This window comes from Streptomyces sp. 8N114 (genome assembly GCF_052245835.1).
Lineage (GTDB): Bacteria > Actinomycetota > Actinomycetes > Streptomycetales > Streptomycetaceae > Streptomyces.
This window is the reverse complement of sequence record NZ_JBQQBT010000015.1, coordinates 20,296-45,891: the sequence shown is the minus strand read 5'-3', so window position 1 is coordinate 45,891 and position 25,596 is coordinate 20,296. Positions and strand designations below refer to the sequence as shown.

General features: G+C 71.2%; 25 protein-coding genes. 14 read left to right on the top strand and 11 right to left on the bottom strand.

All coding sequences use genetic code 11. The features are described 5' to 3' along the window. Positions 1-29 precede the first annotated feature (29 nt). The gene (locus tag ACTWQF_RS25795; RefSeq protein WP_443282071.1) at positions 30-983 is read left to right on the top strand and encodes a LysR family transcriptional regulator; all 954 of its coding nucleotides are present in this window, start codon (positions 30-32) and stop codon (positions 981-983) included. Here the strand turns inward: ACTWQF_RS25795 and ACTWQF_RS25790 are convergent. Both ACTWQF_RS25790 and ACTWQF_RS25785 read right to left on the bottom strand, forming a co-directional pair. Next, entirely contained in the window at positions 973-2,391 is a 1,419-nt protein-coding gene (locus ACTWQF_RS25790) for a multicopper oxidase family protein (RefSeq protein ID WP_443282069.1), read from the bottom strand. The genes ACTWQF_RS25795 and ACTWQF_RS25790 overlap by 11 nt on opposite strands. Before the next feature lie 91 nt (positions 2,392-2,482). Next, a complete protein-coding gene (locus ACTWQF_RS25785; RefSeq protein ID WP_443282068.1) occupies positions 2,483-2,860 on the bottom strand; it encodes a SchA/CurD-like domain-containing protein in 378 nt (125 codons plus the stop codon). Positions 2,861-3,172: 312 nt separating this feature from the next. Here ACTWQF_RS25785 and ACTWQF_RS25780 point away from each other — a divergent pair, with 312 nt between their 5' ends. From ACTWQF_RS25780 to ACTWQF_RS25720, 13 genes are all read left to right on the top strand, one after another. After that, on the top strand, positions 3,173-3,607 hold the full coding sequence (locus tag ACTWQF_RS25780) for a cupin domain-containing protein (RefSeq protein ID WP_443282067.1): 435 nt from the start codon (positions 3,173-3,175) through the stop codon (positions 3,605-3,607). Next, complete coding sequence (locus ACTWQF_RS25775) at positions 3,604-4,905, top strand: beta-ketoacyl-[acyl-carrier-protein] synthase family protein (protein WP_443282066.1); 1,302 nt, start codon at positions 3,604-3,606, stop codon at positions 4,903-4,905. The genes ACTWQF_RS25780 and ACTWQF_RS25775 overlap by 4 nt, the downstream gene beginning before the upstream one ends. Continuing rightward, positions 4,902-6,194 carry a ketosynthase chain-length factor gene (locus ACTWQF_RS25770; protein WP_443282064.1) on the top strand — a complete coding sequence of 431 codons (1,293 nt, stop codon included), beginning with the start codon at positions 4,902-4,904 and terminating at the stop codon, positions 6,192-6,194. The genes ACTWQF_RS25775 and ACTWQF_RS25770 overlap by 4 nt, the downstream gene beginning before the upstream one ends. A 12-nt stretch (positions 6,195-6,206) precedes the next feature. Further along, positions 6,207-6,683, top strand: coding sequence for an SRPBCC family protein (locus ACTWQF_RS25765; protein WP_443282063.1), 477 nt, complete (start codon positions 6,207-6,209; stop codon positions 6,681-6,683). Then, positions 6,680-7,141: an anthrone oxygenase family protein gene (locus ACTWQF_RS25760; RefSeq protein WP_443282062.1), complete on the top strand. Its 462-nt coding sequence runs from the start codon at positions 6,680-6,682 to the stop codon at positions 7,139-7,141. Before ACTWQF_RS25765 ends, ACTWQF_RS25760 begins: the two co-directional genes overlap by 4 nt. A 26-nt stretch (positions 7,142-7,167) precedes the next feature. Next, positions 7,168-7,920: an SDR family NAD(P)-dependent oxidoreductase gene (locus ACTWQF_RS25755; RefSeq protein ID WP_443282061.1), complete on the top strand. Its 753-nt coding sequence runs from the start codon at positions 7,168-7,170 to the stop codon at positions 7,918-7,920. Continuing rightward, positions 7,920-8,264, top strand: coding sequence for an antibiotic biosynthesis monooxygenase family protein (locus ACTWQF_RS25750; RefSeq protein WP_443282060.1), 345 nt, complete (start codon positions 7,920-7,922; stop codon positions 8,262-8,264). Before ACTWQF_RS25755 ends, ACTWQF_RS25750 begins: the two co-directional genes overlap by 1 nt. Beyond that, complete coding sequence (locus ACTWQF_RS25745) at positions 8,254-8,565, top strand: antibiotic biosynthesis monooxygenase family protein (RefSeq protein ID WP_443282058.1); 312 nt, start codon at positions 8,254-8,256, stop codon at positions 8,563-8,565. The genes ACTWQF_RS25750 and ACTWQF_RS25745 overlap by 11 nt, the downstream gene beginning before the upstream one ends. After that, positions 8,565-10,244, top strand: coding sequence for an acetyl-CoA carboxylase, carboxyltransferase subunit beta (gene accD, locus ACTWQF_RS25740; RefSeq protein WP_443282057.1), 1,680 nt, complete (start codon positions 8,565-8,567; stop codon positions 10,242-10,244). Before ACTWQF_RS25745 ends, accD begins: the two co-directional genes overlap by 1 nt. 129 nt (positions 10,245-10,373) lie before the next feature. Next, on the top strand, positions 10,374-10,913 hold the full coding sequence (locus ACTWQF_RS25735) for an acetyl-CoA carboxylase biotin carboxyl carrier protein (protein WP_443282055.1): 540 nt from the start codon (positions 10,374-10,376) through the stop codon (positions 10,911-10,913). A 1-nt stretch (position 10,914) separates the two neighbouring features. Beyond that, positions 10,915-12,258: an acetyl-CoA carboxylase biotin carboxylase subunit gene (accC, locus tag ACTWQF_RS25730; protein WP_443282054.1), complete on the top strand. Its 1,344-nt coding sequence runs from the start codon at positions 10,915-10,917 to the stop codon at positions 12,256-12,258. Positions 12,259-12,356: 98 nt separating this feature from the next. Continuing rightward, positions 12,357-14,660, top strand: a complete 2,304-nt coding sequence (locus ACTWQF_RS25725; protein WP_443282052.1) for an MMPL family transporter — start codon at positions 12,357-12,359, stop codon at positions 14,658-14,660. A gap of 3 nt (positions 14,661-14,663) precedes the next feature. Continuing rightward, positions 14,664-15,557: a methyltransferase domain-containing protein gene (locus ACTWQF_RS25720; RefSeq protein WP_443282051.1), complete on the top strand. Its 894-nt coding sequence runs from the start codon at positions 14,664-14,666 to the stop codon at positions 15,555-15,557. Positions 15,558-15,581: 24 nt separating this feature from the next. Here ACTWQF_RS25720 and ACTWQF_RS25715 read toward each other — a convergent pair whose 3' ends face one another. The 9 genes from ACTWQF_RS25715 to ACTWQF_RS25675 form a co-directional block, all read right to left on the bottom strand. Beyond that, positions 15,582-16,316, bottom strand: a complete 735-nt coding sequence (locus tag ACTWQF_RS25715) for a tryptophan synthase subunit alpha (protein ID WP_443282170.1) — start codon at positions 16,314-16,316, stop codon at positions 15,582-15,584. Positions 16,317-16,671: 355 nt separating this feature from the next. Beyond that, positions 16,672-17,271 carry an NADPH-dependent FMN reductase gene (locus tag ACTWQF_RS25710; RefSeq protein WP_443282050.1) on the bottom strand — a complete coding sequence of 200 codons (600 nt, stop codon included), beginning with the start codon at positions 17,269-17,271 and terminating at the stop codon, positions 16,672-16,674. Continuing rightward, the gene (locus ACTWQF_RS25705; RefSeq protein ID WP_443282048.1) at positions 17,268-19,007 is read right to left on the bottom strand and encodes an AMP-binding protein; all 1,740 of its coding nucleotides are present in this window, start codon (positions 19,005-19,007) and stop codon (positions 17,268-17,270) included. The genes ACTWQF_RS25710 and ACTWQF_RS25705 overlap by 4 nt, the downstream gene beginning before the upstream one ends. A 178-nt stretch (positions 19,008-19,185) precedes the next feature. Further along, positions 19,186-20,667 (bottom strand): aminotransferase class III-fold pyridoxal phosphate-dependent enzyme, encoded by a 1,482-nt coding sequence (locus ACTWQF_RS25700; RefSeq protein ID WP_443282047.1) that lies wholly within the window; start codon positions 20,665-20,667, stop codon positions 19,186-19,188. A gap of 197 nt (positions 20,668-20,864) precedes the next feature. Continuing rightward, positions 20,865-22,337 (bottom strand): aminotransferase class III-fold pyridoxal phosphate-dependent enzyme, encoded by a 1,473-nt coding sequence (locus ACTWQF_RS25695; protein WP_443282046.1) that lies wholly within the window; start codon positions 22,335-22,337, stop codon positions 20,865-20,867. Positions 22,338-22,415: 78 nt separating this feature from the next. Then, on the bottom strand, positions 22,416-23,495 hold the full coding sequence (locus tag ACTWQF_RS25690; protein ID WP_443282044.1) for a type III polyketide synthase: 1,080 nt from the start codon (positions 23,493-23,495) through the stop codon (positions 22,416-22,418). Then, positions 23,492-23,977 (bottom strand): hypothetical protein, encoded by a 486-nt coding sequence (locus ACTWQF_RS25685; RefSeq protein WP_443282042.1) that lies wholly within the window; start codon positions 23,975-23,977, stop codon positions 23,492-23,494. Before ACTWQF_RS25685 ends, ACTWQF_RS25690 begins: the two co-directional genes overlap by 4 nt. Further along, on the bottom strand, positions 23,974-24,816 hold the full coding sequence (gene ubiG, locus ACTWQF_RS25680; protein ID WP_443282040.1) for a bifunctional 2-polyprenyl-6-hydroxyphenol methylase/3-demethylubiquinol 3-O-methyltransferase UbiG: 843 nt from the start codon (positions 24,814-24,816) through the stop codon (positions 23,974-23,976). The genes ACTWQF_RS25685 and ubiG overlap by 4 nt, the downstream gene beginning before the upstream one ends. Next, positions 24,816-25,595 carry an acyl-CoA dehydrogenase family protein gene (locus ACTWQF_RS25675; protein ID WP_443282039.1) on the bottom strand — a complete coding sequence of 260 codons (780 nt, stop codon included), beginning with the start codon at positions 25,593-25,595 and terminating at the stop codon, positions 24,816-24,818. Before ACTWQF_RS25675 ends, ubiG begins: the two co-directional genes overlap by 1 nt. Position 25,596 lies beyond the last annotated feature (1 nt).

The window sequence follows — 25,596 nt, the reverse complement described above, 5'->3', positions numbered from 1 at the left end:
GTTGCCAGACAGGGTGTTAAGTTCAGCTGATGCTGACCCCACCGCAGCTGCAAGCGATATGCGAGGTCGTCGCCGCCGGATCCTTCCGTACGGCGGCGCAGCGCCTCGGCTACACGCCCTCCGCCGTCTCGCAGCAGATCTCCACCGTCGAGCGTGCCCTGGGCGTTCCGCTCTTCGAGCGCTCACCGCGCAGCGTGCGCCCCACTCCTGCCGGGCTCCAACTGGCCCGGCGCGCCGGACGGCTGCTGGCCGACCTGGCGGCGACGGAGAACGAGCTGCGCGCCTACGCCGCCGCCGAGCGCGGGCGGCTGCGGCTGGGCAGCTTCTGGTCGGCGGGGTTCCGGCTGGTGCCGACGGTGCTGACGGGGTTCCTCCGCGACCGGCCCGAAGTGGAGGTCCGCTACGAGGAAGGTGACCCGCAGGTCACGGTGCCTGCAGTGCTGGAGGGGCGGCTCGACCTGGCGGTGATCTTCGAGTACGGCGTGGTGCCGCACAGCTGGCCCGAGGGACTGGAGCACACGCTGGTCCTGGAAGAGCCGCTCTATCTGCTCCTCCCCGCCGGGCACCCGCTCGCCGGCCGGCCGCACATCCGGCTCGCCGAACTGCGGGACGAGCGCTGGATCAGCTACCACGAGGACACCGACGCAGCCCGCTGTCTGCGGCACATCTGCGCGGCAGGCGGCTTCCTGCCCGAAGTCCTCTTCCGTACGAACGACTACAACCTGCCCTACGAGCTGGTCCGGCAGGGCCTGGGCGTGGCGATCGCACCCGAGCTGGCCGTCCCGGACCCGCCGACCTCGCCCGACACCTCCGGCACGCGCCTCGTCCGGCTCACCGACCCCACCCACACCCGCCGCGTCTACGCCACCCGGCGCACCACCGACCCCAACCCGTTCCTGCCCCAGGCCCTCACCCTCCTGCACACCGCCGCGGCCGCTCTGCCCGAGCGGGCCGAGGGAGAGTGCCACACGGTCACCGGGTGATCTTCATCTGGCCCATCATGCCCATCTGGAGGTGCCCCATCAGATGGCAGTGGTACATGTACAGGCCCTCGTAGTCGGTGAAGCGGAGCTGGATGCGTGCCGACTCACCGGCCATGACGGTGATCGTGTCCTTGAGCCCGGCCTCCGCGGCCGCGGGCGGCTTGCCGTTGCGGTCGAGGATCTTGAAGGTGTCGAGGTGGGGGTGCATGGAGTGCGGGATGCCGAACTGGGTGTCGGCATTGGTGATCTTCCAGGTCTCGGTGACACCCAGCTTCGGCCGGATGTCGACGCGGTCGATGTCGAACGGCTTGCCGTTGATGAGGTGTTCGCCCGTCTGCCGGTTGAAGGACATGGTGAACTCGCGCTCGATCTCGGAGGTCCCGAAGTCCGGTACGGGCCGTAGTTGCGACGGCACGCTGCTCGGGTCGTCGGCGTCGCGGACCACGTCGAAGCGCATGACCTCAGGGGATTCGCCCTCGTACGGGTAGGCGTTGTTGAGCACCAGTTTCCGGCCGATGCCGTAGCGGGCGAAGTCGACGACGATCTCGTGCCGCTCGCCGGGCCACAGCTGGAGCATCCGGGTGGGGACGGGCGCCGGAAGCAGGCCGCCGTCCGTCGCGATGTGGGTGAACTCCTCGCCCTCGCCAAGCTGGAGCAGGAACAGCCGCTCGTTGGAGGTGTTGACCAGCCGCAGCCGGTATTTGCGGGCCGCCACCTCGAAGAAGGGCCGCGGCCGGCCGTTGACGAGGATGGTGTGGCGGTCCTCGAATCCGTGCAGGTCCCACACCAGCGCGCCGTTCTCCTCGAAATCGGCGTCACGCATCTGAAGCGTCACGTCGTACTGCCCCTTGGGCAGCGGCAGGCTCTCCTCGAACTCGTCGGTGACGATGTAGGTGGCCGCCAGTCCGCGGTAGGCGTTCTCGGCGTGCCCGTGGTGCGTGTGGTCGTGTATCCACAGGGTGGCGGCGTCCTGGGCGTTGGGATAGCGGAAGATCCGCCGACCGCCCGGGTCCACCTGGTTCCTGGGGTGGCCGTCCGAGCCCTCCGGGGTGTGGCCGCCGTGCAGATGCATGGAGAACGGCACGTCCAGCCTGTTGATCTGCTCGATGACCACCGGCCTGCCCCGCCGGGCCACGATCAGCGGGCTCATCGTCCCGTTGAAGGAGCGGATCCGGGTCGTGGTGCCCGGCAGCATGGTGACGTCGGCCTCCCGGGTCGTGAGCCGGTAGAAGTCTTGGCCGACCAGCCGCACCGGGCGCAGCGGCGCCGGCACCTTGAGCGGTGTGGTGAACGGTGACCCGGCCGCCCGTGCGGTGCCCGACCGGCTGCCGACGACGAGGCCGCCCGGCACGGCGGCCAGCACCCCGGCCGTGGCACCGGCCCTGAGCACGTTTCTGCGAGTCAGCACGGAGAACTCCTTTTAGCCGAACGTGGGTTGCGCGGATTGCCCCCTGTCCGGAACAGGAGCGGGAGAGCAAGATCCGTCGGGGGCCTCGCCGTCAGGCGGCCGCGGCGTCCCGGACCGACATCTGCGCCATGCAGGTCAGCAGCGAGCGGCGGAACGTGGCGACGAAGCCCTCGACCGTGTCGGTGTCACGGGGCCGGGACAGATACGGGGCCAGCTTCTCCTCCACCTCGCGCACCCCCGGCTGGGCCGCCATATGGCGGGCGATGGCGTCCAGGTCGCCCTGGTACTCGATGACCCGGACCATCGTGGCGTCGCGGATGAAGACGGCGGTGGACAGGATGCGTGCCGCCTCGCCGCCCGCCTCGTCCTGGACGACGGGCGAGCCCACCCGCCGGAAGTTCCCGAAGATCTCGGAGATCTCCTTCTCGTATCCCGCCTTGATGTCGTAGGTGATGGCGGCGAACGGCATGGCTGCTCCTCGCTATTCGCGGACACGGGTCCCTGCGGGGCCATCTCGCCGGATGCCGCTCGGCGAGTGGTCGAGCCCCGCTGGGGAGGGGTTGCCCCTGTCCGCCGTCCGCAGACTGCGGGCGCGTCGTGGCTGGGCGCGCAGTTCCCCGCGCCCCTTCCGGGGCACCTCCCTCATTGCAAGATCCGCCGCGAGGGCCATCAACGACGGTTCGAGCGCGCTTGTAGGCGCGGCTGCAACGGTGCGGGGCGCTGGGTGAGGGGGCAACCACCCGGCGCTAGCCAAGGAAAGGCCGATGAGGAGGCGGGGTCAGTGACCACCGAGATCACGCGCACCGTCCGGGTGCACGCCGACGACGTCGAGGCCAACACCCGGCGGGGCGGCGACATCAGGACCACGCTCAGCCCGAAGACGACCGGATGCACCAGCGGCTTCGGCGGAGTGCTGACCCTGGCGCCGGGCGAGCACGTCACCGAGCACTACCACCCCTACTCCGAGGAGTTCCTGCACATCGTCACCGGCCGGCTGGAGATGACGATGGACGGGCAGGTCGTACAGCTCGGCCCGGGCGACTCGCTGCTGGTGCCCATCGGCGTGCGGCACCGGCTGGTCAACACCGGAACCGAGCCCGCGCACGCCGCTTTCCACCTCTCGCCGCTGGCGCCCCGGCCCGATCTGGGGCACGTGGACACCGAGAAGGTGACCCGGCCCGAGCAGCCCAACCCGTCGGTCGGCGGTGCCTCGTGACCCGAGACGCAGCGACCGGCCGCCGGGCGGTCGTCACCGGCATCGGCGTGGTGGCGCCCGGCGGTGTCGGCCGGGAGGCGTTCTGGAAGCTGCTGGCCGACGGCCGCACCGCGACCCGCCGCATCTCGCTGTTCGACCCCACCGGGTTCCGCTCCAGGATGGCGGCCGAGGCCGACTTCGATCCCGTCGCGGCGGGGCTCGCTCCCCGGCAGATCCGCCGGATGGACCGGGCCGCGCAGTTCGCCGTCGTCAGCACCCGCGAGGCGGTCGAGGACAGCGGATACCACTTCGCCGCCGCCGATCCGGCCCGTACCGGGGTGAGCATCGGCAGCGCCGTGGGCTGCACCATGGGCCTGGAGGAGGAGTACGTCCTGCTCAGCGACGCGGGCAAGCACTGGCTGGTGGACCACACCTACGGAGTGCCGCATCTGTACGGCTACATGGTGCCCTCCACGCTCGCCGTCGAGGTCGCCTGGGAGGTCGGCGCCGAGGGCCCGGTCGCGCTGATCTCCACCGGCTGCACCTCAGGGCTGGACTCCATCGGGCACGGCGTGCAGCTGATCGAGGAAGGCAGCTGTGATGTGGTGCTGGCCGGGGCGACCGACGCGCCGCTCTCCCCGATCACCTCCGCCTGCTTCGATGCCATCAAGGCCACCTCGCCCAACAACGACGACCCCGAGCACGCCTCCCGCCCCTTCGACGCCGAGCGGGACGGCTTCGTCCTCGGCGAGGGCGCCGCCGTCCTCGTACTGGAGGAGAAGGCGGCGGCCGAGGCGCGCGGAGCGCGGATCTACGGCGAGATCGTCGGTTACGCGGGCCGCAGCAACGCCTTCCACATGACCGGACTGAAAGCCAACGGACGGGAGATGGCCGAGGCCATCCGGGTCTGTCTCGACCGCGCGCGGCTCGACCCCACCGCCGTCGACTACATCAACGCGCACGGCTCGGGCACCAAGCAGAACGACCGCCACGAGACCGCCGCGTTCAAGCGCAGCCTCGGCGAACACGCCTACCGGGTACCGGTCAGCTCCATCAAGTCCATGGTGGGCCACTCGCTCGGCGCCATCGGCTCCATCGAGGTGGCCGCCTGCGCCCTCGCGCTCGACCGGCAGGTCGTGCCGCCCACCGCCAACCTGCACAACGCCGACCCCGAGTGCGACCTGGACTACGTACCGCTCACCGCGCGCGAGCACGCCATGGACGTGGTGCTCAGCGTCGGCAGCGGCTTCGGCGGCTTCCAGAGCGCCACCGTGCTGGCCCGGCCGGGAGTTGTGGCGTACGAGGGGAGGGCCGCATGAGCCCCACCGCGACCGCTCAGGCAACGCCCGTCTCCGCGACCGGCGTCACCACCCCGACCCGGGCCCCCGTGATCAGCGGGCTCGGCGTGCTGGCACCCACCGGCATCGGCACCGAGGAGCACTGGAGCTCGGTGCTGGCGGGCCGCTCGGCCATCGACCGGATCACCCTGTTCGACCCGACGCCCTACCCGGTGCGGCTCGCCGGGCAGGTGCCGGGGTTCGTGGCCAAGGAGCGGGTGCCCAGCAGGCTCATCCAGCAGACCGACCGCTGGACCCATCTGGGGCTCGCGGCGGCCGAGGCCGCCATCGCCGACGCCGGGGTCACCCCCGCGGAACTGCCCGAGTACGAGATGGCCGTGGTCACCTCCAGCTCCTCCGGCGGCACCGAGTTCGGCCAGCACGAGATGGAGAACCTCTACCAGCACGCCCCCGACTGGGTGGGCGCCTACCAGTCCATCGCCTGGTTCTACGCGGCCACCACCGGCCAGATCTCCATCCGGCACGGACTGCGCGGCCCCTGCGGAGTGCTGTGCTGCGAACAGGCCGGCGGGCTGGATGCCATCGGCCAGGCGCGGCGGCTGATCCGTACCGGCGCCAAGCTGGTGATGACCGGAGGCACCGACGCCTCCCTTTGCCCCTACGGGCTGACGGCGCAGCTGACCACCGGGCAGCTGTCCACCGTGCAGGACCCGGCCCGTGCCTATCTGCCCTTCGACGCCGAGGCGTCCGGCTATCTGCCCGGTGAGGGCGGTGCGCTGCTCGTCGTGGAGGACGCCGACGCCGCCGAGGCCCGCGGTGCCGAGCACATCTACGGCCGTGTACTGGGCTACGCCGCCGCCTTCGACCCCCCGCCGGGCTCGGAACGCGGTCCCGTACTGGCCCGTACCGTCCGCACCGCGCTGGCCGACGCCCAGCTGGACGCTGCCGATGTGGATGTGGTCTTCGCCGACGCGCTCGGCGTTCCGGAGGCGGACCGTGCCGAAGCCGAGGCGCTGGCCGAGGTGTTCGGACCGCGCGGAGTACCGGTGACCGCGCCCAAGACGCTCACCGGCCGGCTCTACGGCGGGGGAGCGGCACTGGACGCCGCCACGGCGCTGCTCGCACTGCGCGACCAGACCGTCCCGCACACCGCGGGCCCGGCCGCGGCAGCGCCCGGATACGAGATCGACCTGGTGCTCGGCGAGCCCCGCCGGACCGCACTGCGTACCGCGCTGGTCGTCGCACGCGGCCACGGCGGCTTCAACGCCGCACTCGTGCTGGGGCATCCGCAGGGACAACACGAGAAGTGAGGAGGGACCGCCATGGCGGGCCACACCGACAACAGCATCGTCATCGACGCGCCGATCGACCTGGTCTGGGACATGACCAACGACCTCACGTCCTGGCCCCAGCTGTTCAGCGAGTACGCGGCCGTCGAGGTGCTGGAGGACAACGACGGGGCGAACGGCCGGGAGATCATCTTCCGGCTCACCATGCACCCGGACGAGGACGGCAACGCCTGGAGCTGGGTCTCCAAGCGCGTCCCCGACCCGAAAGCCCGCCAGGTGCGGGCCCACCGGGTGGAGACGGGGCCCTTCGAGTACATGAACATCTACTGGGAGTACCTCCCCGAGGGCGACGGCACCAAGATGCGCTGGGTCCAGGACTTCCATATGAAGGAGGCCGCGCCGGTCACCGACGACGGCATGACCGAGCATCTGAACCGCAACACGGCCATCCAGATGAAGCTCATCAAGGAGAAGGTCGAGGCGGCGGCAAAGGCAGCGGCACAGCGGTGATTGCCTACCTCGCCCCGCTCGTCGTCCTGCTCAACGGGCTGGCCGCCGGAGTGCTGTTCGGCACCCAGCTCGGCGGCTGGCCGCTGCTCGCGGCGCTGCCCGCCGACCGGTATGTGCACGCGCACGCGTTCTTCGCCACCCGCTACGACCCGGCCATGCCGATCTGTCTGCTCGGCACCCTGGCCGGGGACATCTGGCTGGCGGCGGTCAGCCCGCACGCGGTGGCCCGCGGTCTGTTCGTCGTGGGCGCCGTACTGGCGGTGGCCACCATCACCATCTCGCTCACCAAGAACGTCCCGGTCAACAAATGGGTGCGAACCCTCGACCCGGACAACCTGCCCGCCGACTTCGCCGACCGCGACCCGCGGTGGCGCTGGGGCGCCTGGAACCAGCGCCGCAGCGCGCTGACCGTCCTCGCCCTGGTCGCCAACTGCGCGGCCCTCACGCTGCTGCTGTGACATACGACCCGCTTAAGGAGAAACTCATGGATCTCGGCCTCAAGGGCAAGAAGGCCCTGGTCACCGGCGGTACCAGGGGAGTGGGCCGGGGCATCGTGCTCGCCCTGGCCGAGGCCGGCGCCGATGTGCTGACCTGCTACCAGCAGGAGAGCGAAGCCGTCGCCTCGCTGGAGACGGCCCTCAAGGAGACCGACGGCGACCACCACGTGATCTGCGCCGACGTCTCCGACCCCGACAGCGTCGGCGCGCTCGTCGCCGAGGCCCGCACACGCTGGGGCCGGCTCGATCTGGTCGTCAACAACGCGGGCGCCATCAGCCACATCCCCTACGCCGAGCTGCCGCTGGAGGAGTGGCGGCGCATCGTCGACACCAACCTCACCGGCGTCCATCTGGTCACCCAGGCGGTGCTGCCGCTGCTGCGCGAGGGCTCGTCCGTCGTCAGCATCGGCTCCAAGGCGGTGGAGGCGGGCATCCCGCTGCGCTCCCACTACACCGCGACCAAGGCGGCGCTGGTGGGCCTGAACCGCTCGCTGGCCAAGGAGTTCGGCAGCAAGGGCATCCGCTTCAACGTCGTCGCGCTCGGTGTCATCGAGACCGAGAACCTGCACAAGATGCCCGAGGACCAGCAGAAACTCATGATCGAGCGGTACAGCGCCAAGACCGCGCTGGGCCGGCTCGGCACCCCCGACGAGGTTGCCGGCGCCATTCTGTGGCTGGCCAGCGACCTTTCCCGCTATGTCACCGGCGCCACTATCGGCGTGGACGGAGGGATCTCCTGATGCCTACGGAAACCCAGCGTGAAGGCCAGTTCCGGGTGCTGCTGCGGATGCAGATCAACCCGGGCATGGAAGCCGACTTCGAGAAGGTGTGGCGCGGCAGCACCGAGGCCGTCACCGGCCACCCCGCCTGCCTCGGCCAGTGGCTGTCCAAGTCGGCGGATGAGGAGTCCACCTACTACATCGTCAGCGACTGGATCGACGAGCCCGGCTTCCGCGAGTTCGAGACCAGCGAGGCGCACCTCGCCCACCGCGAGCGGCTGCACCCCTACCGCTCCCAGGGCTCCTTCAACACGATGACGGTCGTCGCGCACGTACCCGGCAAGGCGGGCACGGATGCCCGCTGAGGTCCGCGTACTGGTCTACCAGGCGGCCTACGACGACGAGCAGCTGGCCGCGGTGCGCGCGGCATACCACGAGGTCAGCAAGCGAATGGCGGAGGTACCCGGCATGCTCGGCAACGAGCTGCTGCGCTCACCCGCCGACCCCACCGCGCTCGTCGTCGTCAGCCGCTGGTCCGACATGGCGGCCTTCCGCGAGTGGGAGGAGGGCGCCACCCACAAGGACGACACATCGCCGCTGCGCCCGTACCGGGACACACGGCTGAAGGTTCCGTTCGGCATCTACCAGGTGGATGCGGAGTACTGATGACGACTTCCACAGCGCCGCCAACGCAACAACAACAGCAACAGCCCTCCTGGGTCTCGTGCACCAATTGCCGCTCCCTCGTCTACGGCAAGCGGTACAAGCGCCTGCTGCACGTATGCCCCGAGTGCGGGGCACACGCCCGCCTGGACGCGCCCGCGCGCATAGCGCAGCTCTTCGACGAGGGCAGCATCCACTACCTCGACGTACCGAAGACCCAGCACAACCCCCTCGACTTCGTGGACCAGCGCCCGTACGACGAACGGCTTCAGCAGGCCCGGCACAAGACAGGCCAGCAGGACGCGGTACTCGCGGTACGGGGCCGCATCGAAGGGCGCCCCCTCACCGCGGCCGTGATGGACTTCCGCTTCTTCGGCGGCAGCCTCGGCGTCGCGGCGGGCGAGGCGGTCACCACCGCGGCCGAGCACGCGCTGCAGGACCGCACCCCGCTTCTGCTCGTCACCGCCTCAGGGGGTGCCCGAATGCAGGAGGGGGCGCTGTCGCTGATGCAGATGGCCAAGACGAGCAACGCGCTGGCCGAGCTGGACGAGGCGGGGCTGCTGACCGTCACCCTGGTCACCGACCCGACGTACGGCGGGGTCGCCGCCTCCTTCGCCACGCTCTCCGACGTCGTGGTCGCCGAACCGGGCGCCCGGATGGGGTTCGCCGGGCCGCGCGTCATCGAGCAGACCATCCGCCAGCAGCTGCCCGACGGCTTCCAGACCGCCGAATTCCTGCGTGACCACGGCCTGGTGGACGACGTATGGGAGCGCGGCGAACTGCGCGCCCGGCTGGCCCGGCTGCTTGCCGTCTCCGACACTCCGGCACCGGCCTGGGGGAGCGGCGAGGAGGACCCCGTCGTCCGCGACAGCCAGCTGCTGGACCAACTGCCCGCCTGGGACTGCGTACAGCTCGCCCGCGAAGCAGGCCGGCCCACCACGCTGGAGCACATCGGGTTCTGGCTCGACGGCTTCGTCGAACTGCACGGCGACCGGGCGGGCGAGGAGTGCGCGGCGATCGTCGGCGGGATCGGCTGCCTGGACGGTCTGCCGGTGATGGTCGTCGGGCACCAGAAGGGCCACACCACCGCCGAGTTGGTGGCCCGGAACTTCGGCATGCCCTCGCCCGCCGGCTACCGGAAGGCGGCCCGGCTGATGCGGCTGGCGGCCAAGCTGCGGATTCCCGTCGTCACCCTGATCGACACCCCCGGCGCCTATCCGGGGCTGACCGCCGAGGAGACCGGCCAGTCCGGCGCCATCGCCGAGAACCTGCGGCTGATGGGGTCGCTGCCGGTGCCCGTCGTCGCCGTGGTGACCGGCGAGGGCGGCAGCGGGGGCGCGCTCGCGCTGGGCGTCGCCGACCGCGTGCTGATCTGCGCGAACGCGACCTACTCGGTGATCAGCCCGGAGGGCTGTGCGGCCATCCTCTGGAAGAACGCCGCCGAGGCGGCTGTCGCCGCGGATGAGCTGGCACTTGATGCCGCGTCGTTGCTGCGGCTCGGCGTGGTGGACGGGGTCATCCCTGAGCCGGAGGGCGGCGGACATGTTGATACCGCCGCCCTGAGCGACGCGGTACGGCGTGCCGTTGTCGCCGCCCTTCGCGAACTGCGGGCCGCACCGGATGCGGAGCCGGTGCCCGCGCGGAGACGCCGTTTCCGGTCCTTCGGACTTGCGGAGGGCTAGTCGTGTCCGGTGAGGGGGTGCCCCTGTACGACGTCCACGGGCTGCGGCTGCGGCTGCGGCTGCGTCGTGGCTGGTCGCGCAGTTCCCCGCGCCCCTTCGGGGCGCGTCCATTACAACCGAGAGGCACTCATGAGTGAGCTCACCCAGACGCAGGGCTCCGACGACACACTTGCCGGGCTGGACTACGACAACAGCAGCCTCGCCCTCACAGACATCTGCCGGAGCATCGCAGAGGTGGTCCGCGTGGGACCGGACCGTCCCCGCAGGGTACGAATCGCGCTCGGCGCGGCCAGCGTCGAGGTCGAGTGGGAAGCCGACCAAGGGCCCGCCACCACGGCGGCCCCGTCCTCGCACGGTGACCCCGGCGCCGCGGGGGGCGTCGGGGAGGAGACCCTGGAGGGGCACCGGGAGTGTGCCCCTCTCGTCGGCACCTTCTACGCCGCCCCCGCACCGGGCGCACCGCCCTTCGTACAGCCGGGCGACCATGTGGAGAAGGGCCAGCAGCTCGGCATCATCGAGGCGATGAAGCTGATGAACCCGCTGGAGGCCACCCGCCCAGGGCGGGTCGTGGAGGTGCTGGTCGGCGACGGCGAACCCGTCGAGTACGGCGAGCCGCTGGTGCTCATCGACCCCGACGCCGCCGACGGCGGCCCGGACGAGGGGGCGTGACATGGGCTTCGGCACTGTCCTGGTCGCCAACCGGGGCGAGATCGCGATACGTGTCATGCGGACCTGCCGCGAGCTGGGCATCCGCACGGTGGCCGTGCACTCCACGGCCGACAAGGACAGCAGCCATGTGCAGGCGGCGGATGCCGCTGTGCAGATCGGTCCAGGGGCGCCCCGTAAGTCGTATCTGTCGGCGCCCGCCGTGATCGAGGCGGCGCTGCGCTCGGGGGCCGACGCGGTGCACCCGGGCTACGGATTCCTCTCCGAGGACCCGGACTTCGCGGAGATCTGCGCGGAGAACGGGCTGACGTTCATCGGGCCGCGCCCCGAAGTGCTGGCCCGGCTCGGCGACAAGGCCGTCGCCAGGTCGCTGATGACGGACGCGGGGCTGCCGGTGCTGCCCGGCAGCCCCGGCACCGTCGACAGCGCCGCCGAGGCGTCCGACCTGGCGTCCCGGATCGGCTACCCGCTGATCATCAAGGCGGCGGCCGGAGGCGGGGGCCGCGGGATGACCGTCGTACGCAACTCAGCGGATCTGCTGCCCGCCTACCGGCAGACCCGGGCGACCGCGCAGGCGGTCTTCGGCGACAACCGCGTCTACATGGAGCGGTACTGCGACAGTGCCCGCCATATCGAGGTACAGGTCCTCGCCGACGGGCACGGCACCGTACTGCACCTGGGCGAGCGGGACTGCTCCGTACAGCGCCGGCACCAGAAGCTGGTCGAGGAGAGCCCCGGACCCGGGCTGCACCCGCAGCTGCGCTCGGCCATGGCCCGCGCCGCGGTACGCGGTGCGCGCGCCATCGGCTACACCGGCGCGGGCACCTTCGAGTTCCTGGTGCACGACGAGGGCTTCTCCTTCATGGAGATGAACTGCCGCATCCAGGTCGAGCACCCGGTGACCGAGGCGGTGTACGGGGTCGATCTGGTACGCGAGCAGATCCGGGTCGCCTCCGGCGAGGCGCTGACCATGACCCAGGAGGACCTGGTGCCGCGCGGGGTGGCCGTCGAGTGCCGGGTCAACGCGGAGGACCCGGCACGGGACTTCGCGCCGGCGCCGGGCACCCTGGCCGAGTTCGTCCCGCCGGGCGGCCCGTTCGTGCGGGTGGACACTCACGGCCGGGCCGGGTGGAAGGTGCCACCGCAGTACGACTCGCTGCTGGCGAAGGTGATCTGCTGGGCGCCCGAACGGGACGAGGCGCTGGACCGGATGGACCGCGCACTGGCCGAGTTCCGTATCGCGGGGCCCGGGGTGCACACCACCATCCCGCTGCTGCGCGAGATCGTCGCCGACCCCGTCTTCCGCGAGGGCCGGCACATCACCTCCTTCCTCGACAGCCGGGACTGAGCCCGGGCCGGTGGACAGAGCCCGGCGAGGCACCCGCTCAAGGCGCGCTCGAGCCGCGCACGGAAGCATGGAATCTCCCCAGACCGCAGGGAGCCGCGATGGAATCCGTCATCCGGGCCGCGATAGGGCGGCCGCGAACGGTGATCGCCGTATGGATCGTGCTGGCAGCGCTGTGCACTCCGCTGATGATGGGACTGACCGGCGCCCTGAAGGCCGGCGGGTTCGAGAACCCGCGCGGTGAGGACCGCAAGGGGCAGCAGGCGCTGCAACGGGACTTCGACGAGCCCGAGGAAGCCTTGCAGGCCGTGCTGCACGACCCGGAGGGTGATGTGACCCGCGCCGTGCCGCAGGCGGCCCGGCTGGCGAAGGACTCGCCGAAGGTCAGCACCGTCGAGGACTACCGGGGGCAGCCCAACTGGCTCTCGAAGGACCGGCACACCACGTTCCTGCAACTGGGCTTCGACGCCGACGCGACGACCGTGCAGGGGGAGATCGACGGACTCCGCGAACGCCTGGGCTCCGCACTCGACGAGCGCGGCGTGGAGGTGAAGGTCACCGGTGAGCAGGCGCTCGACTACGACATGAGCGTGCAGTCCGAGAAGGACACCGTCACCGCGGAGATGATCGCCTTCCCGCTGCTGATCGTCGTGCTGCTGCTGGTCTTCCGCTCGGTCGGCTCCATGCTGGTGCCGATCGTGCTGGCCGGGGTGGCGCTGGTGGTCGCCATGGCCGTCGGCTACGCGCTCGCGCAGATCACCGATCTGTCGGTGCTGTTCATGAACGCGCTGACCATCATCGGTCTCGCGGTCTCGGTGGACTACTGCCTGTTCATCATCAAGCGCTACCGCGACGAGCTGGCGGACGGCGTCGAGCAGCAGACCGCGCTGGAGACCGCCATGCGCACCGCGGGGCACGCCGTGCGGTTCAGCGGACTGGCCGTGGTGGTGGCGCTGCTGGCGCTGCTCATCCCGCGGATGATGGTCTTCACCAGCATCGCGCTGGCCGGGATCGTGGTGACCCTGATCGCGCTGGCCATCTCCATGACGCTGCTGCCCGCCGTACTGCGCCTGCTGGGCCCACGCATCAACTGGGCGTCGCTGAGGCGCCCCGAAGGGGCGCGGGGAACTGCTCCCCCAGCCTCCGGCCGGGAGGTGCCCCCACAAGCCACAACCAACCCGCAGCCCGCGGGCGTCGGGCAGGGGCACCCCCTCACCGGCACAGCAGAGAGGCGCCGCAAGACACTGCCGCTGCTTGCCGTCCTCATCGCGGTGTTCGCCGCACTGTCGCTGCCCATACTTCAGGTGCGGCTCCAAGCCCCGGTGGCCAGCGCGTCGATCCTGCCCGCGAGTGCCGAGTCCCGGCAGGGCATCGAGCGGTTGTCGAAGGACTTGAGGTCCCAGGAGCTCTTCCCGCTCCAGGCGGTGCTCACCGCGCCGCGCGATGCGGAGCCGGACGAACTGCTCGACGTGGTGGACAAGGCCGCCGCGCGGGCCCGTGCGCTGGAGGAGACCGGCTCCGTCCAGGCGATCACCACCCTCGGGCTGCCGCGCGCCGCCCAGGAGCGCGCAGCCCAGGGGGACTTCACCGGCGTGCCGCCACAGGCGCAGGCCGCGTTCGAGGAGCTGTGGACCGAGGAAGACGGACGCTATGTGACCAGGGTGGTCGTCGTCGCCAAGGACGATCCGGACAGCGACGGGGCCCACGATCTGGTCCGCCGGCTGCGCGACGAACTGCCGGGCGCCGACGTGCTGCCCGGCCTCGATACGAAGGTGACCGGCGCCACCGCGCACGGAGTGGACTTCGACGATGCGCTCATCGGCGCGCTACCCGCCATTCTGGGCGCCGTGGCGCTGATCACCCTGGCGCTGCTGGCCCGGGCCTTCCGCTCCTGGCTGCTGCCGCTGCTGGCGCTGGTGCTCAACGCAATGGTCGTCGGCGCCAGCATGGGCCTGCTCACCCTCATCAGCCAGGAGGCGCTGGGCCAGCGCATCGACAGCACCACACCGGTGCTGCTGTTCGCCATCATGTTCGGGCTGAGCATGGACTACATGGTCATCATGATCGCCCGGATGCGGGAGCGCTATCTGCACGACCCCGACCACCACCGTGCCGTCACCGAGGGAATGCGCAGCACCGCGGGCCTGGTCAACGGCGCCGCCGTGATCATGGTCGCCGTCTTCGTCTCGTTCCTCGCCGCCCGGATCAGCGTCGTACAGCAGCTCGGCCTCGGCCTGGCGCTTGCCGTCGTGCTGGACGCGCTGGTCGTCCGCCTGCTGGTGATGCCCGCAGCCCTCCACCTGCTCGGCCCGCGTGTCTGGGGCCGGGTCCCTTCCGCAGCGGGCGCGCCTGCCGCCGATCCGGAACCGGAGAAGCGCACCCCGCCCGCCCCAGCCAAGAGGTGAGCCGTGAACAAGACCGCAAGCGACACCGGACTGACACCCTCCGGTTCTGTCGTGGAACTCCACGACGCCGTACGCGAGCATTACGACAAACTCATCGATCTGTACGAGCAGTTGTGGGGCGAGCACATCCACCACGGCTACTGGGACCTCGATGCTCCCGATGTCCCCCGCCACCAGGCCCAGGAGCGCACCACCCGCGAGCTGGCCGCCTTCTCCCGGCTCCCCGAAGGCGCCCGTGTCCTGGACGCGGGCTGCGGCATCGGCGCCTCCGCGATCTGGCTCGCGCAACAGCACGGCTGCCGCGTCGAGGGCATCACGCTCAGCGAGGAACAGGTCGCTCGCGCCACCGAGAAGGCCGCCGCCGCAGGCGTCGCCGACCGCACCGGTTTCCGGCTGCTCGACGCCATGGCCACGGACTACCCGGACGGCACCTTCGACGCCGTCTGGGCCATGGAGAGCTGCGAGTTGATGCCCGACAAGAAGGCGTTCCTCGCCGAGTGCTCCCGGGTACTGAAGCCCGGCGGCACCCTCGCCGTCGCCACCTGGTGCTGCCGCGACGACCGGCTGGCACCGGCCGAGGTGCGGCTGCTGCGCAGGCTCTACCGCGACTTCGCGATCGCCTTCGTGCTGCCGCTCGACCACTACGCCGAGCTCTGCGCCGAGCTCGGCTTCACCGACGTCGATACCGTCGACTGGACCGAGCATGTGCGCGCCACCTGGAAGCTCTCCGCGGACATCGTCAAGCCGGTGGTACGCGATCCGCGCGTGGTACGCGACCTCATCAAAGCCAAGGGCTTCAACACCTTCCGCTTCCTCAACTCCGTCCCCCTGATGAAGCAGGCGTACGACAAGAACGTCATGCGCTACGGCGTCTTCCGCGCCACCAAACCGGAGTGAGGGAGCCCCGCCGTCCCCGGTCCATCACCGTGGCCGGGCGACGGCGGCGGCGAACTCCGCAACCAGACCGGCTGCTTTACCCAGGCCGCCGTCGGCGAAGGCGCGGATCAGCGGTGAGCCGATCACCACCCCGGCCACACCTGGCCGGCGGACGACAGAAGCCGCCAGGGCAGGGGTGGAGACGCCGATACCGGTGAGGACCGGAGTCGCCGGGGCCGCACGCCGGATGGACGCGACGAACGAGGCGAGGCCGTCCAGGTCCAGCCCGTCGGAGTAGCCGGTGCGCTGGCCCGCGACCGCTGGCGCATAGACGAAACCCGTGGCAGCCCGGCAAATCGCGGTCAGCTCGGCAGCCGATGCCTCCCGGCCGACCAGCAGCGGGGCGCTGATCCCGGCATGGGCGGCCGCGGCTGCCCATGCCGCGACACTCTCCGGCGGGACATCGGGAACGAGGCACCCCGCAGCTCCCGAAGCGGCCAGTTCGAGCGCCGTGCGCTGCGGGCCGTACGCCGAGACGGTGGCCCAGTAGCTCATCACGATGACGGGCTTGCCGGTGAGCGCTGATACCTGCCGCACCGTGGCGAGCGTGACCTCCATGCCGTGCCCCGCACGGCGAACATCGCGATGCGTCGCGGCGATGGCCGGGCCGTCGAGCCACGGATCTGCTGCCGGAGCACCTACTTCCAGCACACTCGCACCACTTCGGGCAGCGGCGACGAGGACGTCAACGCCTGCGCGCTCATCCGGAAAGCCCGCCATCCAGAACGCACCGAGGACGGGCTGCTGTTGAGCCAGTAGACCGGACAGGCCGGTGGCCCGGCGGCTTACGTCTTGGCTGGTGGTGCCGCGTATATACATGCCAGGCGTCATCGGAGCTCCCCCGTGATCCAGTCCGTATCGACGTGATCATGACTGGCCCCGACGATCAGCGCTACCCTCTTGCGTTGCGTTTGGTTGAACTTTCACAGTGCCCCGTCAAACTTGCGCAACCACGCAGTGGAGACGCGCCCCGAAGGGGCGCGGGGAACTGCGCGACAAGCCATGGGGGTACCTCCCTGCTCGAAGAGCTTGGGGGAGCAACCCGCAGACCACGCGCGTCGAGCAGGGGCACCCCTCAGGCGCTGGACAGGGTCGCGGAGCGCGCGGCGGCGAACTCGACGACCTGGTCGACCATGATCTCGAGGCGGCGGACAGTGCGCGGGCTGCCCCATACCGCGTCCTCCGCCGGAGGCATGTCCGCGGAGTTGACGGTCACGCTCATCGGGGTGACCCAACCGCGCAGGCACAGAACGGCGTTGCGGACCTCGGCGACGGCGTGTGCGGCGCCGTGTTCGCTCCAGCCGACGGCGACCGCGCCGGCGGCGCGGCCGTCGAGATAGGCGGGGGTGTCCCGCGCGAGGTCCTCGAGGTGATCGAGGGCGTTCTTGAGCAGCCCGGACATCCCCCCGTGGTAGACGGGCGTGGCGACGACGAGCCCGTTGGCGCGCCGTACGGCGGCCAGCAGCCTCCGCGCCTCGCCGGCAGGCGCCTCCGCACCCGGCTCGTACAGCGGCAGCCGCAGCTGGTGCGCGGGGATCACGGTGACGTGCACCCCGCGCCGCCGGGCGAGCTCGGCGCAGACGCCGAGTACCTGAGTACTGAAGGACCCGGGCCGCAGGGAACCGCCCAGCAGCGCGAGTTCGACTCCGCCGCCGCTCACGGCCGGGCTGCTCACGGCAGGGTGCCTTCCGCCAGCATCCGGGCCAGCAGCGGCCGCTGCGCCTTGCCGCTGGGCGTCCGGGGCAGCGTCTTGCGCGGTACGACGACGACCTCGCTGGGCCGCAGTCCTGTCGCCTTGCTGACGGCCAGCTCGACGCGCTTGCCCAGCAGCGCGGCCTCTTCCGGGTCGGAGTGCAGCCGGGACTCCACGGCCATCACCAGCCGTTCGGTGCCCTGTTCGGGGTCGAGGACGCCGACCGCTGCGACGCCGCCCGGCCGTACGCCCTCGACGGTGGTGGCGGCCAGCTCCAGCGGCTGGGGCTGGTAGTTGCCGCCCGCGATGATGACGAGGTCCTTCGAGCGCCCGGTCACGAACAGCTCGCCGCCGAGCATGAAACCGAGGTCACCGGTGGTCAGCCAGCCGTCGCGCAGATCCTCGGCGGTGCGCTCGGGCATCCCGTAGTAGCCCGCCATCATCGACTCGCTGGCCACCAGCACCGAACCCGCGTGGCCTTCGGGCACCTCGCGGCCCTCCGGGTCGGTGATCCGCACCCGGATGCCGGGGACGGGGATGCCGGAGGAGACGTAACTCTGGGCATCCTGGTCGCTGACGGGCGGCGCGGCGACGCCCCGGTCGGCCATGGCGGTGCGGGAGAGCACCTCGATCCGGGGCAGCGAGCCGGCCGGGGCGAAGGTGGCGGCCAGGCCCAGTTCGGCCATGCCGTAGCAGGGCCGCATGCTCTCGGCCCTGAAGCCGTGCGGGCGCATGGCCCGGGTGAAGTCGCGCAGGGTACCGGCCTCCACCACCTCGGCGCCGTTGAAGGCGGAGCGCCAGCTGCTCAGGTCCAGGCCCGCCAGGTCCATCCGGTGCGCGGTGGAGGCCACCAGCCGGTAGGCGAAGTTGGGTGCGGGTGAGACGGTGCCGCGGTAGCGGTGGATGGCGCGCAGCCAGGTCTGCGGCCTGGTCGCGAAGGACAGCGGTCGCATCAGCGCCGACGGCAGGTCGTGCAGGAACGTGGAGAGCAGACCGCCGACCATTCCCATGTCGTGGTGGAGCGGCAACCAGCTGATCATGATGTCGCCCCGCCGGTAGGGGATGCCCTCACCGATCGAGCGGGCAGCGGCCAGCAACCCGCGGTGGGAGAGCATGATGCCCTTCGCCGCCGAGGTGGTGCCCGAGCTGAACTGGATCAGCGCCAGTTCCTCCGGCGCCGCGTCCACCGCGGGCTCGGCCACCGAGCCCGGGGCGAACGGCGGGCACACCACGCTCAGTCCGCGGGGCGTCAGCGTCTCGTGGGCGGTCTCGCGCAGCAACTCGTCGCAGACGACGGCCTTCGGACCGGTGACCCGCACCATATGGGTCACCCGGTCCAGCCACAGCTTGCGGCGGCCGACGGTCAGCGGCGGCTCGGCCAGTATCGGTACGGCGCCCACCAGCGCGGCGCCGTAGAGCGCTGCCACGAGCTCGGCGGAGGTGTCCAGGCACATGATCACCCGGTCCCCGCGGCCGACTCCGGCGGCGGACAGCGCGGCGCCGGCCGCGTGGGCGCGCTCGTACAGCACCCCGACCGTCATCCTTTCTGCCTCTTCGGGCTCCTCGGGCAGGTAGTAGGCGACGGCGTCCGGCTCGCGCGCCGCGCGGTCCATCAGCGCCGCGGCGAGGTTCCGCTTCGCGGTCGGCCGCGCTGGGGTGGGGTCGGGCCGCCAGTCGAGGCGGTCGGGGTGGACGGCTGGTCGGGTACTGGTACGCATGTCCGCTCCGCGGTGGTCAGGATTCGGTTTCGGTATGACTGGCCAGGGGCTGCCCCTGCCTGGCGGCTGCAGTCTGCGGGCGCGTCGTGGCTTGTCGCGCAGTTCCCCGCGCCCCTGACGGGGCGCGTACTCCCTTGCGCAGCCCCTTTGCGGGGTACGCATGAGGCGCCGGGCACCCCTACGGCAGGACGAAGGGAAAGCCGTGCCGGTCCAGTTCCAGCGCGGAGTCGGTGACGGCCGTGGCCAGTTCGTCGATGTCGGCTTCGTCGTGCGCGTCGCCGAGGTAGATCATCGGCAGGCTCAGGGTGAAGACGCCGCGGCGCCGCAGCAGCAGCGTCAGCAGGAAGGAGCCGAGCGCGTTGACCGCGGCGGCGAACTCGCGGTAGTCGGCGTACGACTCCTTCTCCACGAAGCCGAACGTGCCGCAGTACTCGCCGAAGCCCAGCAGCCGCAGCGGAATGCCGGTGCGGGTACGGAAGGAAGCGAGCTTGTCCTGCAACCGGTCGGCCTTCGCGTCGACCCGCGCGTAGAAGCCGGGGCCCGCCGCGTGGAGCATCCGCAGTGAGGCGAGCGAGGCCGCCAGTGCCAGATGGTTGCCCGAGTGGGTGTTGACCAGGAACGTCTTCACGCCGACATCCCCGGCGGACAGCCCGGAGGTGCGCATGATGTCCAGCAGTTCGGCCCGGCCGCCCAGCGCCGCCAGCGACAGACCGAGGCCGGAGGTCACCTTGCCGTAGGCGATCAGATCGGCGTCCAGCCCGAACCGTGCCGCGGCCCCGCCCACGCCGAACCGGAACCCGGTCAGCACCTCGTCCAGTACGAAGGGGACGCCCAGCGTGCGGCAGCGCGCCGAGACCTCACGCAGCTCGGGGATGGTGTGCTCGGTGAAGGGGTACGACTGGCAGGCCGCGTCCGCGATGACGCACGCCAGCTGGTCCCGGTGCTGGTCGAGCAGCGCCAGCGCGGTGGGCGCGTGGTGCGGGAGTACCAGCACGTCGGCCGGGGCGGCGCCCGCGAACGCCGAGGTGGGCCGCACGCTCCCGTCGTCCCGTACGGCGGGGAACGGGGCCAGGCCCGGGGTGCCGTGCGCGAGGAAGGAGGTGTTGTGCGCGGCCACGTCGTGCACACCGTGCCAGCAGCCCTCGAACTTGGCCACCAGCTGTCTGCCGGTGTGCGCCCGGGCCAGCCGGATGGCGGCATTGGTGGCGTCGGTGCCGGAGTTGAGGAAGGCGAACTTCTCGCAGTGCGGCAGCATCTCGCCCAGCAGCGAGCTGAGTTCGTTCTCGATCCGGTTGAGGTAGCCGTTCCCGGTGTTGGCGCTGGTCAGCTGGGCGCGTACGGCGTCCAGCACCGGCTGCGGGTTGTGCCCGAAGAGGGACTGGCCGCCGAAGCCCATATGCATGTCGAGGTAGGTGTTGCCGTCCACGTCGGTGATGCGGCTGCCCTCGGCCCGCACCACTGCGGGCGGGAACTGCGGGGCATGGAAGGGCAGAAAGGCGTGGCTGGAGGACGCCTGGCCGCCGGTGCGGTCCGCCAGCCGCTGGGAGCCGGGGTGGCGCTCGGCGAGTTCGGTGAGCAGCTCGCCCACCCAGGGCTGGGCGAGCACGTCGTTCGCCACATCGGCCGCGGTCTTGGCGCGCGGTATGTCGGATGTCGTCATGGCAGGGATCGCTCCTTGGCAGAAGGGCTCAGGGCCGGGGGACGCGCCCCGAAGGGGCGCGGGGAACTGCGCGACAAGCCACTGGGGGTACCTCCCTGCTCGAAGAGCTTGGGGGAACCCGCAGCCTGCGGGTGTCGGGCAGGGGCAGCCCCTGCCCAGCACGTGGGAGGGACGGCACAAGATCCGCCGGACACGGCTCACGGCAGCACGAACGGGAAGCCGTTGCGGGCCATCTCGCGGGCCGAGTCGATGACGGCCCCGCAGATCATGTCGACGTCAACATCACCGTGCGCGTCGCCGGTGAAGAGCATCGGCAGGCTCAGTGCGTAGATCCCGCGGCGCCGCAGCATCAGCGTCAGCAGGAACAGGGCGATCGGGTTGACCGCCCCGGCGAACTCGCGGTAATCGGCATAGGACTCCTCGGCGGTGAAGCCGAACGAGCCGATGAAGTCGCCGAAGCCGAGCAGCCGCAGCGGCACCCCCGTCTCGGCGCGGAAGGCGGCCAGCCGGGAGCGGACCCGGGCCACCTTGGCGCGGGTGCGCACGTAGTAGGCGTCACCCTGCTCACGCAGCAGGCTCAGCGAGGCGTAGGAGGCCGCCAGCGACAGATGGTTGCCCGCGTGGGTGGTCTGTACGCACGTCTTGCGGCCCAGGTCGGTGAGGGCCAGGCCGGAGGTCAGCATGTGCTCCAGCAGCTCGGCACGCCCGCCCAGCACCGACAGCGGCAGCCCAAGCCCGGTGACGACCTTGCCGTAGCAGTACAGGTCGGCGGGGATGCCGAAGTGCCCGGCGGCGCCCGAGGGCCCGTAGCGGAAGCCGGTCAGCACCTCGTCCAGCACGAACGGCACCCGCAGCGCCCGGCAGCGCTCGGCGACCTGCCGGATCAGCGGCACGGTGTGTTCCTCGTACGGGTACGAGGAGGAGACCGCCTCGCCCAGCACGCACGCCAGCTCCTCGCGGTGCTGCTCGATCAGCGCCAGCGCGGCCTCCGTGTCGTTGGGCAGGATCAGCAGCTCGCTCGGCGGCGCCGGTGCGACACCGGTCAGCGCGGGCAGCGGCGCCACTCCTTGCGGACCGGTCGCGGGGAACGGCTCGACCGGGTGGCCGTGGTACCAGAAGGCCGTGTTGTGTGCTGCCAGGTCGTGCACCCCGTGCAGGGCGCCCTCGAACTTGGCGACCATCCGGCGTCCGGTGTGGGCGCGGGTGAGCCGGATGGCGGCGGCGGTCGCGTCGGTGCCGGAGTTGAGGAAGGCGAACTTCTCACAGTGCGGTACGAACTCGCCCAGCAGAGTGGTCAGTTGCTGCTCGACCGGGTGCAGATAGCCGTTGCCGGTGGAGCGCCCGAGCACCTCGCGTACCGCCTCCACCACGGCCGGCGGATTGTGTCCGAACAGTGCCTGGGCGCCGAAGCCCAGATGGCTGTCGAGATAGGTGTGCCCGTCCGCGTCGGTGATCCTGCAGCCGGCCGCCTCGGTGGTGACCAGCGGGAACTGCGGGGCGTGGAAAGGCCAGAAGGCGTGCGAGGACACCGACTTCTCGCGCACCTGCCCACTGATCGCCATGGACTTCTGCTGCCGCTCGGTCAGCTCGGTGAACAGGTCCGTCACCCAGCTCTGGGTGAGCAGATCGGCGACCAGGGATTCGATGGTGGGGGATTCGGATGTCGTCATCACACATCGCCTCCGGTGTGTCGATGGGGTCGAAAGTCGAAAGCAGCGCAGTGCGACGGGCGGCGGGGGAGCCCGGCTTCAGAACCTGATCAGCGCGGATTCCATGGTCAGCCCGGGCCCGAAGGCCATGAAGACGCCGTACTCGCCGGGTGCAGGGCCCACCTCCCGCATCAGGTGGTCCAGGATCAGCAGCACCGTCGGCGAGGAGCAGTTGCCGCGCGAGGCGAGGATGTCCAGCGAGGGCCGCACCGCCTCGTCGGGCAGCCCGAGCCGGTCCCCGATGAACTCGATGATCTTCGGGCCGCCGGGGTGGATGCCCCAGTACGAGACCTGGTCCCGCGTGAGCCCGTACGGCGCCAGCAGCCGTTCCACGAAGGGCCCGATGGTCTCCGAGAGATACAGCGGCACATAGGGCGAGAGCGTCATCCGGAACGCGTCGTCCATCACCTTCCAGGTCATGGCGCGGACGCTCTCGGGGTGCGTCTCGGTGTGGGTGCCCAGCACCAATGGCCCGGAGACCTCGGGCGGCTCGTCGGCATCGCCGGCCGCCAACAGCACGGTGGCCGCCGCGTCCCCGAACAAGCCGTGCACCACGACCTGTTCCTTGGTCACCTCAGGGCGCAGATGGACGGAGCACACCTCGGCGCAGGTCACCATGGCCAGCTCGGCCGGACGCGCTGTGAGCGCGTCCAGGGCCACCTTGACGCCGTTGAACGCGGCGTAGCAGCCCATGTGCCCGACGAAGGTGCGGCGCAGGTCCTTGCGCAGCCCGAACTCCTTGGCCAGCAGCATCTCGGGGGTGGGGCCCGCGTATCCGGTGCAGCTGACGAAGGTGTAGCTGCCCACGTCCGCGGTGGTCACCCCCTGCGGTGCCACGCTCTCCAGCACCGCGGCCACCGAGTCGCGGCCCATCGCGAACGCGTGCTCCTCCCAGGCGGCCATCCGCTCCCGCATGCTGGGGTAGCGCTCCGCGTAGTGCTTGTGCGGCGGCCAGGCCATGTAGCGCTCGCGTACCTGCGTGTTGAGGAACAGGCTCTCGGCGTCCGGCACCTCGGCGTACAGCCCCCGGTAGAAGGCGTCGAACATCTCCTGCTGTCCGACGGGCTCGCCCACCGAGGCCGGGGCGAGGCCGAGGATGCGTGCCGCTGTGGCGGTCACGACACACCCACTCTTTGGTCCTCCGCCGCCTCCTTGATGGCGCGCAGGAAGCCCTCCGTGATCTCGTCGGTCTCCTTCTGCGCGAACGGCTCGATCAGCACGATCACCACCGGAGCCACGTCGACCGATGCCTCCGTGCGGGTCTCGATACGCAGCCGCTGCTCGCCGTCGTCGGCGCCGGCCTCGATGCGGAAGGTGCCCCAGGAGCGGAAGTTGTGCTCGCCGTACGGCTCCCAGCCGATCGCGTCCGGGTCGGAGGTGTCGAAGCGCGCCTCGTACTCCGGGGTGAAGGTGACGGCGCCGTTGGAGACAGTGGCCAGCCGGTAGTGGTACACGTCCGGGCCCGCCGCGGCCTGCTCCAGGCTCTCCACGCCGGGCATCAGCCGGCCGCAGCCCACCACGTCACCGATCAGCGCGCGCAGCCGGTCGCGTTCGCAGCGGATGGTGACGCTCTTGTCGCTGGCGGATCGTACCCATGTCATCTCTCGGCCCTCCGGGGCCTCTCGTCCGGCTCAGCCGGGGTGTCGGTGGGGTCTGTGGGGGACTTGACGGCGTGCCCGATGTAGCTGACCGCCGTGGAGGAGGTCAGCCCGAAGTCGCCGAGCGGGCGGCGACGCAGCAGCGCCGCCAGCAGCCGGTGCGGCGGAGCCGTCGGTGCCAGTCCGCGCGGGGCGGCCAGGGTCAGCCCGCACCGGGCGAGCGCGGTACGCAGCTCCTGGGGGCGGATGAACATCCGCCAGTTGTGGGTGCCCGGGTGGATGACCCGCAGCAGCCGCTCCAGCACCACGATCGCCATCAGATAGCTGGCGGCGGTGCGGTTGATGGTGTCGAACACCAGCACCCCGCCGGGCCGCAGTGCCCGGGCGACCTCGGCGACCGCCGTGGGCAGATCGTGCAGATGCTCCAGTACGTCGGACATCAGCACCGCGTCCACGCTGCCGTCGGCGACGGGCAGCTCGTAGGCCGAGCCGACCCGGTAGGTGACCTCGATGCCGCTCGCCTCGGCGTGGGCGCGCGCGGTGTGCACCGAGCCCTCGGACAGGTCGAGGCCGGTCACCCGGTAGCCCAGCGCGGCCAGCGGTTCGCTCATCAGTCCGCCGCCGCAGCCGACATCCAGCACCCGCAGCGCGGACCGGTCGTCGCCCAGCAGCTTGCGCACGGTGCGGTCGAAGTAGTCCACGCGTGCCGGGTTCATGTCGTGCAGGGCCCGCAGCGGCCCCTGCGGGTCCCACCACGAGTCGCCGATGGCGGAGTAGTAGTCGTTGTCGATCGCCGCGGAGGCCGGGTCGAGCGCTGCGGAGTCCCGGCCGGTGGCCGCCATCACAACCACCTCGGGCTCTGCGCGGGGTCGATGCCGAACGCGGCCTTGCCGATCAGCTCCAGGGCCCTGTCGGCGTCGTGGCCGGGGCGGGGGCCGGACTTCACGTCCTGCCAGATCCGGGCCACCCGGCGCTCGGTCTCCTGGTGCCCGCCGCGGATCTGCTCGTACGCCGTCGAGACGACCTGCTCGGCCACAGCGCCGGCCCGCAGCCGGGGAACGGCGCTGTCGGCGCGGGTGGTCACGGTGTGCGGATCGTCCTCCGCGCGTGCGTACGCGCCCAGCAGGGCATCGGCCGACGCCAGCTCGGCCCGCATCCGCGCCACGGCGAACTGGGTCCCCGGCAGCAGCGCGGGCGCGGGAGCAGCGCTGTCCGCGCCGGTCGAGCGCTCCTTGATGGCGGCGACGGCCAGCCGGTAGGCGCACCCGGCCAGGCCCAGCAGGACGGCGGCCTCCGCATGGTCGGCACCCCGGACTGCCGCCTCGCCCTCGCCCGCTGCGGCCGCGTACCGCTCCGCCAGCGCGAACGCCGTAAGCCCGCAGCCGCCCGCGACGATCCGCAGCAGTGCGCAGCGGCGCACTACGGTGCCGCCCGGGTCCGTACCCAGCGCGGCCGTCAGCTCCGCGAGGTTTTCGGCGATCCGGCCCTCGTCCGTGCCGTCTGTCCGCCGCTTGCCGAAGGTGGCCGCGAGCTGCGTGGCCTCCTCGGTGAGCTGTTCCCAGGGGGTGTGCTTCGCGCCGTCCATTCCGCCGTGTCCCCTCTCAGCGTTGCTCGCGGTCATG